The 13,060-nt window shown below is 74.7% G+C and carries 9 protein-coding genes; 3 read left to right on the plus strand and 6 right to left on the minus strand.

Annotation, left to right across the window (positions count from 1 at the left end):
• Positions 1–43: 43 nt before the first annotated feature.
• Positions 44–913: an alpha/beta fold hydrolase gene (locus CUT83_RS29260; protein ID WP_101258802.1), complete on the minus strand. Its 870-nt coding sequence runs from the start codon at positions 911–913 to the stop codon at positions 44–46.
• Positions 914–1,368: 455 nt separating this feature from the next.
• Positions 1,369–2,064, minus strand: a complete 696-nt coding sequence (locus tag CUT83_RS29265; RefSeq protein ID WP_101258803.1) for an iron-dependent transcriptional repressor DtxR — start codon at positions 2,062–2,064, stop codon at positions 1,369–1,371.
• Positions 2,065–2,348: 284 nt separating this feature from the next.
• On the opposite strand from CUT83_RS29265, the gene CUT83_RS29270 reads away from it, so the two are divergent.
• Positions 2,349–3,170, plus strand: coding sequence for an SIS domain-containing protein (locus CUT83_RS29270; RefSeq protein WP_101258804.1), 822 nt, complete (start codon positions 2,349–2,351; stop codon positions 3,168–3,170).
• A gap of 33 nt (positions 3,171–3,203) precedes the next feature.
• Here CUT83_RS29270 and CUT83_RS29275 read toward each other — a convergent pair whose 3' ends face one another.
• Positions 3,204–4,625 (minus strand): PAS domain-containing protein, encoded by a 1,422-nt coding sequence (locus tag CUT83_RS29275; RefSeq protein ID WP_240958446.1) that lies wholly within the window; start codon positions 4,623–4,625, stop codon positions 3,204–3,206.
• A gap of 425 nt (positions 4,626–5,050) precedes the next feature.
• Positions 5,051–5,713 (minus strand): pyridoxamine 5'-phosphate oxidase, encoded by a 663-nt coding sequence (pdxH, locus tag CUT83_RS29280; protein ID WP_101258897.1) that lies wholly within the window; start codon positions 5,711–5,713, stop codon positions 5,051–5,053.
• Between the two features lie 449 nt (positions 5,714–6,162).
• Between pdxH and CUT83_RS29285 the strand changes: the two genes are divergently transcribed.
• Positions 6,163–7,263 carry a citrate synthase 2 gene (locus CUT83_RS29285; protein ID WP_101258806.1) on the plus strand — a complete coding sequence of 367 codons (1,101 nt, stop codon included), beginning with the start codon at positions 6,163–6,165 and terminating at the stop codon, positions 7,261–7,263.
• Positions 7,264–7,492: 229 nt separating this feature from the next.
• Here the strand turns inward: CUT83_RS29285 and CUT83_RS29290 are convergent, their stop codons facing one another.
• Entirely contained in the window at positions 7,493–9,064 is a 1,572-nt protein-coding gene (locus CUT83_RS29290) for an alpha/beta fold hydrolase (RefSeq protein ID WP_101258807.1), read from the minus strand.
• A 217-nt stretch (positions 9,065–9,281) separates the two neighbouring features.
• On the opposite strand from CUT83_RS29290, the gene CUT83_RS29295 reads away from it, so the two are divergent.
• Positions 9,282–9,854: a hypothetical protein gene (locus tag CUT83_RS29295; RefSeq protein ID WP_101258808.1), complete on the plus strand. Its 573-nt coding sequence runs from the start codon at positions 9,282–9,284 to the stop codon at positions 9,852–9,854.
• A gap of 223 nt (positions 9,855–10,077) precedes the next feature.
• Here the strand turns inward: CUT83_RS29295 and CUT83_RS29300 are convergent, their stop codons facing one another.
• Positions 10,078–13,020: an FAD-binding and (Fe-S)-binding domain-containing protein gene (locus tag CUT83_RS29300; protein ID WP_101258809.1), complete on the minus strand. Its 2,943-nt coding sequence runs from the start codon at positions 13,018–13,020 to the stop codon at positions 10,078–10,080.
• Between the last annotated feature and the right edge of the window lie 40 nt (positions 13,021–13,060).

The raw sequence follows: 13,060 nt of genomic DNA on the forward strand, positions 1-13,060 counted from the left end.
GCCCCCGGGCCGGCCCGGGGAGGGCCGGCCCGGGGGCCGCCGGTCAGGCCGGGAGCGCGCCCTGGAGGAAGGGCTCGACGGCCTGCCGCCACTGCTCCGGCTGGTCGTAGTGGACGAGGTGGCCCGCGTCGGCCACCTCGGCGTAGACACCCTGGGGCAGCACCCGGACCATCTCCTGGGCCTCGGCGCGCCCGAGCTCGCCGTCGATGCCGCGGACCACCAGGGCCGGGCAGGGCACCAGGGCCAGCTCCTCCCAGTGCGCCTCGTACGCCCATGTCCGGCGGATCATCAGCATCTGGCGGCGCGAGAACACCGGACGCCAGCCGTCCATCCGCTCGGCCATCACCTCGGCGAAGAACTCGCCGCGCGAGGGGTACGGGCGCTCCAGGAGCGGGTCCTCCTCGCCGAACCACTCGCGGACGTCCGCGAGCGTGGCGAAGGGCACCGGCCAGGTCTCGAGCCACTGCTCCCAGTCGCGCTGGGAGCGCTTGCCCAGCGCCGAGGCCCGCATGTCGCAGATCACCACGGCACGGACCAGGTCGGGGCGCTGGGCGGCGAGCCGCCAGGCCGTCAGCGCGCCCATCCCGTGCCCGACGAGCGCCACGGGCGCCAGGCCGAGCTGCTCGATGACGGCCTCGGCGTCGGCGACGTACGCGTCGCGGCCGAACGGGCCGTCGGTCGGCTTGTCGCTGCGGCCGTGCCCGCGCTGGTCCAGGCAGACGGCGCGGTAACGCCCCGAGAGCCAGCGGGCGGTGGAGGCCCAGTGCGAGCCGCGGCCCATCAGCCCGTGCAGCAGCAGCACCCCCGGGGCCTGCCCGTCGCCTCCCGGCAGCGCGCCCTTGGGCGGGTCGGCGAACTCCCAGGCCGCGAGCCGCAGACCGTCCGCTCCCCTGACGTTGATGCGTCGAACCATGCGTCCCGGCACCCCCATCCCTCCTGTCCGCGTCGTCCGCCTGCCTCGTCCTCTGCCGGCCCCACGCTATCGAACTTTTATTCGAACAAGCCCATCTGACGTGCAATACCCCTCTTTTGAGTGACGCTCAGCGAGTGTCGTCCGGCTGGGCCGAGGGGAGACAGCTACCGGGAGGCGGGCCGCTCGGGGACAGGGGCCCACGGGGAGCGACCCTGGGAGTTCGGGGCTCAGGGGCGCACAAGGGGGCGGCGCAGCGGGGGGACACGGGGAGGCGGGGCCCCGGCGGCCGACGACGGCGCCGGGGCCCCGGTGCTGCGACAGCCCCATGGACGGCTCCCCTTCCGTCTTCCCGTGCGCGTCACCGAAAGCGTGTCACGACACGGTCCCCGCCGCCCGCGTTCCGCGCAACCCCGGAAGGCCGTCGGGCCGTCGGGGCGCCGGCGGCCCGCACGCCCTCAGCGCCTGGCGACGAACACGTGCGTGGCGACCTCGGCGGTCAGCTCCGCCGCCTCGCCGCCGCTGCCGACCTGCACGTTGCCGCCCGCCCCGGACATCACGCTGACCACGGCGCCCGGCTGCACACCGGCCCGCCGCAGCGTGTACATCAGCTGGGCGTCCGTCTGGATCGGCTCGCCGATCCGGCGCACCACGACCGTCTTGCCGTCCGAGCCCGCGTCCAGGTCCGACAGGCTCACCATGTCGTCGCTCAGGAACGGCCCGGCCTCCGACGGCTCGCCCAGCTCCTCCAGGCCCGGGATCGGATTGCCGTAGGGCGACTCGGTGGGGTGCCGCAGCAGCTCCAGCACGCGGCGCTCGACCGCCTCGCTCATCACGTGCTCCCAGCGGCACGCCTCCGCGTGCACCTGCTCCCACTCCAGGCCGATCACGTCGACCAGGAGGCACTCGGCCAGCCGGTGCTTGCGCATCACGCGCGTGGCCAGCCGCCGGCCCTCCTCGGTCAGCTCCAGATGCCGGTCGCCGGCCACCCGGACCAGTCCGTCGCGCTCCATGCGGGCGACCGTCTGGCTCACCGTCGGGCCGCTCTGGTCGAGCCGCTCGGCGATACGGGCACGCATGGGGACCACGCCCTCTTCCTCAAGCTCCAGGATGGTACGGAGATACATCTCCGTGGTGTCGATGAGTCCGGACATCGTGCCCCTCGTCAGCTCGTGCGGTGGCCCTGGTGACCAATTCTGACGCATGGCGCCGACAACCGTTCCCGATCCGCCGGGGCCGCCCGGAAGCCGCCCGCGCGCCGTCCCCGCACCGCCCGGATGCCGTCCGGAAGGGCCGCCGTATTGACAGCGCACTGGTCCAGACCTCACCGTGATCGCGACGTCACGGGATGTTCCGGGGCGCTTGCCGGAGCGTTCACCGGGGCATGCGGCCGGGCGCGCCCCGGGGCATGCGGCGGCACACGACGGGAGGCCGGGCGATGGGCGGAGCGGCGGGCGAGGCAGTGGACGAGCCGGCGGGCGGGACGGCGAACGGGACCGCGGACCAAGCGGCGGGCGGGACGGCCGAGCGGTTCCTCGACGCGGCCGTCGGCCTGCTGGAGCGGGTCCGGAAGGAGGAGGCCGGCAGCATCTCGGCGGCCGGGGCCCTGATCGCCGACGCCTTCACCGGCGGCGGCCGCGTCTTCGCCTTCGGCGCGGGCCACTCCTCCCTGCCGGCCCAGGACGTGGTCTACCGGGCGGGCGGCCTCGCCGTGCTGAACCTCCTGCCCGTGCCCGGCGCGGTCGGCGTCGACGTCGCGCCCGCGACGCTGGGCAGCGCGCTGGAACGGGTGGAGGGGCTGGCCTCGGCCGTACTGGAGACCTCTCCGGCGCGGGCCGGCGACGTACTGGTGGTGATCTCCCTGTCGGGCCGCAACGCGCTGCCGGTGGAGATGGCCTCCCGCGCCCGGGCGCTGGGCCTGAGGGTGGTCGGCGTGACCTCGGTGGCGTACGCGGAGTCCACCTCGCCGCGCAACCCGTCGGGCACCTTCCTGAAGGACCACTGCGACATCGTCGTCGACAGCAAGATCGCGGTGGGCGACGCGGAGCTGACGGCACAGGGCGCCGGCGCCCCCTTCGCCCCCGCCTCGACGGTGGTGGCCGGCGCGATCATGCAGGCCGTCGTCGCCTCGGCCGTGGAGGCGCTGGCCGCCCGCGGCGTCACCCCGCCCCTGCTGCGCTCGGGGAACGTGGACGGGGGCCACGAGTGGAACGCCCGGGTGATGGCCGAGCACGCCGACCGGATCTTCTACCTGCGCTGACGGCCCGAGTCCGGTACCGGCCCGGGCGCGGGCTCAGTCCCGGGCCAGGGCCCGGGCGAGGTCGACCGCGGCGGCGACGCTGTCCGCGACGCCCTCCGCGTAGACCGCGTCCGAGCGGTCGAAGGCGCGCCGGCTCGGCCCCCGCAGGAAGGTCAGCACGCCCAGGGTGCGGCCGCGGCTGCGCAGGACCGCGCACAGGCCGTGCACCGTGCCCTCCGGCCATCTGCGGGCCCGCGCCCACCCCTGCGCCGCCGCGCCGCCCACGCTGGTGCGCACCGGACCGCAGCGCTCGTACGCCTGGAGCGCCGGGTGGTCGCTCGCGTAGGGGACCGGGACGCCCGTCGTCGACGTGACCGGGGCCGGAGCCTCGGCGGTGCGCACCAGCCGGACCGGGGAGCCGGGCGCCGCCAGGTCCAGCAGCGCGTGGTCGGCGAAGCCCGCCAGCGCGAAGTCCAGGTGGACGGCCACCGCCTCCATCGGGTCCTCGCACTCGGCCGCGGCCCGCGCCGCCCGGTGTGCCTGGTTGCCCCGGAAGCGGAACCGGGCCGCCTCCTGCTCGGCCCGCCTGGCGTCCGTGACGTCCGTGAAGAACCACGCCACGCCCAGCGGCGCCGGGGCCTCCTCCGCCATCGGCGAGACCAGCCGCAGGAAGCCGCTGCGCCAGCAGCGCCGCGCGTCCCCGGCCGACCAGTCCTCCCGCTCCGCCCCCTGCTCTCCGGCCCCGGCGCGCAGCGTCACCCACAGCTCCGCCGGAGCGGGCGGCGGGCCCTCCGCCAGCACGTGCTGCAGGGCGCTCTCCAGCTCCTCCACGCCCTCACCCACCAGCTCGCCCAGCGGCCGCCCCAGCATGGCGGTGCGGCCGACGCGCAGCGCCCGGGCTGCGTGGCGGTTGGCGACGGCCGGGCGCAGGTCGGCGTCGACCAGGACCACTCCCCACGAGGCGCCCTCGAACAGGGCCTCGCTCAGGGCGATCGACCGCTCCAGGTCGATCTGCGTGCGCACCTCGCCGAACGCGCAGTACACGCCGGTCGGCCGGCCGTCGGTGCCGCGCACCCCCGAGCACTGCACCCGCACCAGCACCCGTCCGCCGTCCTTGCGCATCAGCGCGAACTCGTGGACCCGGCGCCCCGGCGCGGCCATCGCGTCCATCAGCCGCCCCTGGACGTCCTCGGCGTCGGCGGTGCGGACCGCCCACCCCGCCAGCCCCCGGCGGCCGACGGCCTCCTGCCTGGTCCAGCCCAGGATGCGCTCGGCCTCGCGGTTCCAGTGGGTGACGACGCCGTCGGCGTCGAAGGCGCACAGGGCGGCGTCCATGCCGTCCAGGAGGGCGGCGAGAAGGAGCTCGCCGTCGGAGTCGGCGAACCGCGGCGGGGCGGCTCCTCCCGCGGAACCGCCGCGGGTGTCGCCTCCGTCACCGGCACCGTGTTCGAAGTGGGTCTCGGACTGAGCCGTCACCTGACACCCCCGGCTGGACGCTGCGCGCAACTGCACTCCCGATCATTGAACTCGAACGTGACGCAGCACACATGTGATTCACGCAAATCGTTGTGCCCTCGAAATTCGCTTGTACGTGCCCATACCGCCGCCTACCGTTTGGGGTACACGAGAAGGGAGGTGGTTCGGCAGATGAGTTGCAACCGGACGCGTGAGGTGGCTGCGGCCTAGGGGCCGACGTCACAGCGTGATGCCGGCACCGCCGGCCAATCCCGAGCAGTCACCCGACCCGCGGGCTGTCGGTACGTCCGACCGACCCCCCTCGCGCCGCACGGCGCGACCGGGGCCAGGCCCGCGGGTCGTCTGCGTCTTCAAAGCCTTCGGGACCTTCGGTGTCTCCGCGGCCCCGGTGTCTCCGCGGCCCCGGTGTCTCCGCGGCCTCCGGATCAGGGGCTGAGGCGTTCGACCGTCCAGGCCGCCGCCGCGCCGGAGCCACCCGGACCACCCGGACCGCCCGGATCCCGGCGGACGTAGCGCAGGCGGTCGTGGAGGCGGTTCTCGCGGCCCTGCCAGAACTCCACCGTCCGCGCCACCACCCGGTAGCCGCCCCAGTGCGGCGGGACCGGGACCCGCTCCGTCTCCGGGTAGCGCTCCGCGAGCTGCGCGTACGCGCGGTCCAGCTCCTCCCGGGAGGCCACCTGCGAGGACTGCTCGCTGGCCCACGCCCCGAGCTGCGAGCCGTGCGGACGGGTGCGGAAGTAGGCGGCCGTCTCGTCGCGGCCGGTGCGCTCCGCCCGGCCGGCGACGATCACCTGGCGGGCGACGGCGTGCCAGGGGAAGAGCAGTGAGACGTACGGGTTGGCGTCGATCTCACGGCCCTTGCTCGAGTTGTAGTTGGTGTAGAAGACGAAGCCGCGCTCGTCGAACTGCTTGAGCAGCACCGTGCGCGAGCTGGGCCGCCCCTGCTCGTCGGCCGTCGAGACGACCATCGCGTTCGGTTCGTGGAGGCCGCCGGCCACCGCCTCCTCGAACCAGCGCAGGAACTGCCCGTACGGGTCTGGGGCGAGATCCTCCTCCCGGAGTCCTTCCGCCCGGTAGTGGGCCCGCATGGCGGCGGGGTCCAGGTGCGGACGGTGGGCGAGGGCTTCGCGGGCTGCGTCGTCGGCTTGGGGCACGCGTTCATCTTGCAACACGTCCCCCGCGCGGCATCGGGCGGTGGCGGGCGGTGGCGGGCGAGTTTGCCCGTCCGCGGGAGCGTGTACACCTGGGGAAGGGGAAACGGGGAGTGTGCCGCATCTCACTCTTCCCCGCACCTGCCGAACCGGACAGAATCGCTGGCTGGACCACTGTGGCCTTCGCACAGCGCGGGTTATCGTGTCCGACCAGTCACTGCCCGGTCACCACCGGCAGCCCAACAGCAGCAGGGCAGGACCGGGTGCCGGCCCGGACCGCCGGCCCCACGCGGCGGCGGAACCGCGCAGGCACGCCCGCAGAGAGCCGACCGGCCCCCTGGGGTGCCCGCCGTCCTCCTACCGAACCACATACGAGGAGCCGCCAGATGTCCGACTTCGTACCCGGACTCGAGGGAGTCGTCGCGTTCGAGACGGAGATCGCCGAGCCCGACAAGGAGGGCGGCGCCCTCCGCTACCGGGGTGTGGACATCGAGGACCTGGTGGGCCACGTCTCCTTCGAGAACGTGTGGGGCCTGCTGGTGGACGGCGGCTTCACCCCCGGCCTGCCCCCGGCCGAGCCCTTCCCCATCCCGGTCCACTCGGGTGACATCCGGGTGGACGTGCAGTCCGCGCTGGCGATGCTCGCGCCCGTGTGGGGCCTGCGGCCGCTGCTGGACATCGACGAGAAGCAGGCCCGCGAGGACCTGGCGCGGGCCGCGGTGATGGCACTGTCGTACGTCGCCCAGTCGGCGCGCGGCCAGGGCCTGCCGATGGTGCCGCAGCGGGAGATCGACAAGGCCGAGACCGTCGTGGAGCGCTTCATGCGCCGCTGGCGGGGCGAGCCCGACCCCAAGCACGTCGCGGCCGTGGACGCCTACTGGACGTCGGCCGCCGAGCACGGCATGAACGCCTCCACCTTCACCGCCCGCGTCATCGCCTCCACCGGCGCGGACGTGGCGGCGGCGCTGTCGGGGGCGGTGGGCGCGATGTCCGGCCCGCTGCACGGCGGCGCGCCCTCGCGTGTGCTGGGCATGATCGAGGAGATCGAGCGGACCGGTGACGCCCGGGCGTACGTGAAGGGCGCCCTGGACCGCGGCGAGCGCCTGATGGGCTTCGGCCACCGCGTCTACCGCGCCGAGGACCCGCGCGCCCGTGTGCTGCGCCGTACCGCCAGGGAGCTGGGCGCGCCGCGCTTCGAGGTCGCCGAGGCACTGGAGAAGGCGGCGCTGGAGGAGCTGCACAACCGGCGTCCGGACCGGGTGCTGGCCACCAACGTGGAGTTCTGGGCGGCGATCGTGCTGGACTTCGCCGAGGTCCCGGCGCACATGTTCACCTCGATGTTCAGCTGCGCCCGCACCGCCGGCTGGTCGGCGCACATCCTGGAGCAGAAGCGCACCGGCCGTCTGGTGCGCCCCTCCGCGCGTTACGTGGGCCCGGGCCCGCGCGGCCTGCGGGAGATCGAGGGCTACGCCGAGGTCGCCCGCTGAGGCCCCCGTCCCGGCGCCCGCCTCCGGGCGCCGGGACGTACGTCCGTCCGTACGGACACCCTGCCGGCCCCGGCGCGACGGCCCCCCGTCGCGCCGGGGCCGGTCCGCGTCCGGGCTCGTTCCCTCCCGCGTCCGGAGCCGCCCGTGGAGCCCCGGAAAGCCGGGGGCCTCGCCCCGCCGCTCCCGGCGGGGCGAGGCCCCCGGGCGCCGGAGCGGGCCGGCGGGGTGCTCAGTCGCGCACGGGGATCTCGGCGTACGAGGGGTCGTCCGCGGGCGAGGAGAAGGCGAGCTTCGCGCCGAACGGGTTGTGCTCGGCGTAGAGCGGGTCGACGGTGTCGATCACCAGGGCGAGCCGGTGCCCGGCCGGGACGTCGTAGGCGGTGGAGAACAGCTCCAGGTCCACGCCGAACGCCTCGCCCGGCGCCTTGTCGTGGAAGCTGAACGGCGCGTGGGTGACCAGCCTGCCCACGCCCAGCGGTCCCACGTCGTAGAGGTGGGCGACGAAGGTGCCGCTGGACCGGTTGGAGGTCACCGTGGTGTGCAGCTTCACCGTGCCCCGGACCTGCCGGGCGGTGGTGTACCGCTCGGACTTCCAGACCGCGGAGTACCAGTCGGGCAGCAGCGGGACGGAGACCGTCGGCGGGAGGCCGGTGAGCTGGTCGAAGATGCTGGAGAGGAAGACCGTGCCGCCGTTCGCGCCGGAGTCGACGTTCGCCAGGACACGGTCGGTGTCGTTCAGGGCGATCCGCTCGGTGCCCGAGGGCACGGACTTCCAGTCGGGGTAGCCCTCCTGGTCGCCCTGGCGGTCGGTGAGCTGGACGGGCCGCTCGCGGTCGACGCCGTTGTCCTCGCCCTTGAGGTGGTGGTCGAGCCAGCGCTCGGCGCTGTTCCACACGTCGTTGGGCAGGCCCAGCAGGCCGGGCATCTCGGGGGTGGCGTGGTCGCCGTGCCGGAACTCCAGGCGCTTGGGGCCGGTCAGCTTCTCGTAGAAGTCGGCGTACTGGTTGGGCGGGAAGATCGAGTCGCCCCAGGCGTTGCCCAGCATGATCGCGGGGCTGTTGGCGTTGATGCGGTCGATGTGGGTGGCGGCGGAGCGCTTCTTCCCCCAGGCGATCATGTCGCCTTCCTTCTCCAGGTCGGAGGCGAGGAAGCCGGAGATGATCTCCTTGAACTCGTCACTGGGGCGGCCGGTGAGGTAGCCGGCGCCGGTGAGGAACGCGGCCGCCTGGGTGTGCTGGGTGCGGCCGCTGTATATGGAGCCGACCAGATCGGCCCAGCCGCTCATGGCGACCACGGCCTTGATCCGGTCGTCGTGGGCGGAGGCCAGCAGGCTGATGCCCGCGCCGTAGGAGATGCCGGCCATGCCGATCCGCTCGGGGTCGGCGGGGGTGTTGGCCAGCGCCCAGTCGATGGCCTTCGAGGCGTCGGCGACGTCGGGCGGGCCGGCGACCTCGATCTCGCCGCCGGACTGCCAGAAGCCGCGCGAGTTGTAGCTGAGCACCACGTAGCCGGAGTCGGCGAGCTTCTTCGCCTGGGCGAGGTACTCGACCTGCGGCATGGACCAGCTGGTGGGGAGCACGACGAGCGGGTAGCGGCGCTCGCCGTCCGCGTCGCCGGGCACGACGACGTTGGCGGCCAGCGGCGTACCGCCGTCGCCGGGGATCTCGACGAAGCGGACGGTGGACGAGGCGGTCGTGCCGTGGGCGGCGGTGACCGGACCGGCGACGGTCCCGGCCAGCACCGCGGCCGAGACGGCGGCGACGGCGGTGGACGTGCGCAGACGCCTGCGAGGGTGTCCCATGGGCCCTCTTCCTGAGTCGTGTCGCCGTCGTGGGGACCGGCGGGCGTGTGGGGAAGGTGACCTGAGACTAGGCGCGCGGCTTACCGCTGGTAACCCGTCAGTAAGTTACGCATCCGTAACTTTCCCCGCGCCCCTCGTCACGCTCCTCGTCGCACCATCGGGCGAACGCCGACCGGTTCCGTCCGCCGTGCGGGCGCCGCCGCCATAGATTGCCCGGATGCTCACCGCGTACATCGACGAGTCCATGCGCCGCCGCCGAGGAGAGGCCTCCTGCGTCTACGTGCTGGCCGCGGTTCTGGTGCCGGACGACGCGGAGAGCACCGTGAGAGCGACGATGGAAGGGCTGCGCCACGGCCGTTCCCGTGTGGTCCACTGGCGCAAGGAACGCCCCGAACGCAGGACGCTGATCGCTTCCGCGATCGCCGGACTGCCGGTCACCGGGCTGGTCGCCGTGTGCTTGCACGATGCCGAGGTCCGAAGCGAACGGGCCCGGCGACGTTGTCTGCTCCGGCTTCTCGACGAACTGGCACGCCGGGACGTGGAACGCGTGATCTTCGAAACCCGGCACGAACAGGATGCCGCCGACCGTGCGGTGATCACCAGCCTGCGCAAGGCGAAAGTCGTCACCGATGCCATGTCACTGACGTGGGAGGACCCCGGTGCGTGGTTCGCGGGCCTGTGGGTCGCCGACTGCGTCGCCGGAGCGGCGTCCTGGTGGCTGGACGGCCACGGCGTGCACTGGTCACTGCTCGAGGAGCAGGTGACGCTGGTCGACGTGGAGGCGGGCTGATCCGGCCCCACAACGCAAACGCCGGGCTCCCGACCTCCATCGGGTGGTCCCGGCGTCACTTCCAGGCCCCAGGGGACCTGGCAGATCCAGTATGCGTCCGCCCTGCGGCAGCGTCCAGCGGCAGCGGACACCGTCACCCTCAGGTGTGGTGTTCACCGCCACCGGACGCCGCCGACCGGTTCCGTCCGCCGTACGGGCGCCGCCGGGGGGAGGCCCCGCCGCCTCACCGCCCCGGCCGCTCCTCCCGCCGTCCCTCCTCGGGCGGCCCGTCCAGCGCCTCGGCCAGCACCTCCGCCAGGTGGCGGGCGCGGTACCCGCCGAGCTGGGCGAGCTGGGTGCGGCAGGAGTAGCCGTCGGCCAGCAGCTCCGTACCCGGCGCGGCCCCGCGCACCGCCGGCAGCAGCTTCTCCTCCGCGCAGGCGGCCGAGACCTCGAAGTGCCCTTCCTCGAAGCCGAAGTTGCCCGCCAGCCCGCAGCAGCCGTCGCTGAGCCCGCCGGTCAGTCCGGCCCTCTCCCGCAGCCGCCGCTCCGCCGCGTCGCCCAGCACGGCGTGCTGGTGGCAGTGGGTCTGGCCGGCCACCGGACGGCCGATCCGCGGCGGGGCCCAGCCGGGGGCGTACTCCTCCAGGGCCTGGGCGAAGGTGCGCACCAGGGCCGCCAGCCGCTTGGCGCGCGGGTCGTCCGGCAGCAGTTCGGGGGCGTCGGTGCGCAGCGCCGCCGCGCACGGCGGCTCCAGCACAACCACCGGGACCCCCGCCTCCAGTACGGGCTCCAGCCGGTCCAGGGTGCGGCGCAGCACCCGGCGGGCGCCGTCGAGCTGTCCGGTGGAGATCCAGGTCAGGCCGCAGCAGACCCGGTCCGCGCCCGGCGGCGGGACCACCTCCAGCCCGGCCGCCTCCAGCACCCGTACGGCGGCGGTGCCCGCCTCGGGGGAGAGGTGGTTGGTGAAGGTGTCCGGCCACAGCACGACCCGCTTGCCACCGGGCGTGGCGCGCACCGGGCGCTTCCGGCGGTACGCGCGCCACCGGCGCGTGAAGGGGGCGCGCGGCAGCGGCGGGATCTCCCGCTCCGGGGCGATCCCGCCCAGCCGCTTGGCCAGGGCCGCCGCCGGGGTGCGGGCCAGAACGTTCAGCAGCGGCGCGCTGCGGGTGGCCGCCACCGCCCGCAGCCACAGCGGCAGCAGCCCCATCGAGTAGTGGGCCATCGGACGGCGGCGGCCCGCGTAGTGGTGGTGCAGGAACTCCGCCTTGTAGGTGGCCATGTCCACCCCCACCGGGCAGTCGCTGCGGCAGCCCTTGCACGACAGGCACAGGTCCAGCGCCTCGCGGACCTCCTCCGATCGCCAGCCGTCGGTGACCACCTCGCCCGCGAGCATCTCGTGCAGCAGCCGCGCCCGGCCGCGCGTGGAGTGCCTCTCCTCCCCCGTCGCCCGGTAGGAGGGGCACATCACGCCCGGACTCCCGGCCGGGTTGCGGCACTTGGCCACCCCCACGCAGCGCCGTACCGCCGCCGAGAAGTCGCCACCGTCCTCCGGATAGCCGTAGACGACCGGGAGGGGCTCGCGCGGCAGCGGCGCGAACCGCAGGTTCTCGTCCAGGCGGTGGGGGCGCACCAGCATCCCGGGGTTGAGGCCCCCGTCGGGATCCCACAGGTCCTTGAAGCGGCCGAACAGCTCCACCGTCTCCCGCCCGTACATGCGCGGCAGCAGCTCGGCGCGCGCCTGCCCGTCGCCGTGCTCGCCCGACAGCGAGCCGCCGTGCGCGACCACCAGGTCGGCCAGGTCGCCGGAGAAGCGGCGGAAGCGGGCGATGCCCTCTTCGCCGATCAGGTCGAAGTCGATGCGCACATGGATGCAGCCGTCGCCGAAGTGCCCGTACGGCAGCCCGCGCAGCCCGTGTTCGGCCAGCAGCGCGCGGAAGTCCCGCAGATACGCGCCCAGCCGGGCGGGCGGGACCGCGCAGTCCTCCCAGCCTGGCCACGCCTCGCTGCCGTCGGGCATCCGGGTGGCGGTGCCCGAGGCGTCCTCCCGCACCCGCCACAGGGCGCGCTGCCCGGCCGGGTCGGCGACCAGGGCGTGGTCGGCCGCGTCCCCGGCCGCCGCCCGGCACAGCCGCTCGGCCGCCGCCCGCGCCCCGTCCGCGTCCGCGCCGCCGACCTCGACGAACAGCCACGCCCCACCCCGGGGCAGCATCGCCCGCTCGGTCTCGGGCACCAGATCGCTCGCCATGCCCTCCACCGTCAGCGGACGGTGCGGAAGGAGGGTGACGGCCGCCTCGGCCGCCGCGCTCTCGTCCGCGTAGCCCAGCACCGCCAGCACCCGCGCGCCGGGCCGCTCCACCAGCCCCACCGTGGCGGCCGTGACCACCCCGAGGGTGCCCTCGCTGCCGGTGAACGCCCGCGCCCAGTCCTCGCCGCGCTCGGGCAGCAGCGCGTCCAGGGCGTAGCCGGAGATACGGCGCGGCAGTTCGGGGAAGCCGGTGCGCAGCCGGGCGAGCTCCCCGCCCACCAGCGCCCGCGCCCCGGCGCGCAGCCGCTCGGGCACGCCGTCCCCGCCGGGCGCGAGCCGGGCCCGTTCGCCGCCGTAGGTGAGCACCTCCAGCTCACGGACGTTGTCGGCGGTCGTCCCCCAGGCCACCGAGTGGGAGCCGCAGGAGTTGTTGCCGATCATCCCGCCGAGCGTGCAGCGGCTGTGGGTGGAGGGGTCGGGGCCGAAGGTCAGCCCGTGGGCGCCGGCCGCGCGGCACAGGTCGTCCAGGACCACGCCCGGCTGGACGACGGCGGTACGCGACCGGGGGTCGAGTGAGAGGACCGCGTCCATGTGGCGGGTGAAGTCCAGCACCACCCCCGTGCCCGTCGCCTGTCCGGCGATGGACGTGCCCCCGCCGCGCGGCACCACCGGCACCCCCGCCTCCCGGCACACCTCCAGCGCCGCCGCCACGTCACCGGCGTCGCGCGGCGCGACCACCGCCAGCGGCACCCGCCGGTAGTTGGACGCGTCCATCGTCACCAGCGCGCGGGAGCCCGCGTCACCGGCGACCTCCCCGCGTACGGCCGCCCGCAGCGCCCGCACCACCTCCTCCGCCCGCTCGCGCTCCTCCGCCTGCGCCGTACGCGCCGGCGCCGTGCGCGCCTGCTCCCGTGCCGCCCTCGCCGCGTCGTCACCCATGGCAACAGCGTGCATCCCGACCGGTCCCGTCCGCACCAGT

Source organism: Streptomyces barkulensis (genome assembly GCF_002843305.1).
GTDB lineage: Bacteria > Actinomycetota > Actinomycetes > Streptomycetales > Streptomycetaceae > Streptomyces > Streptomyces barkulensis.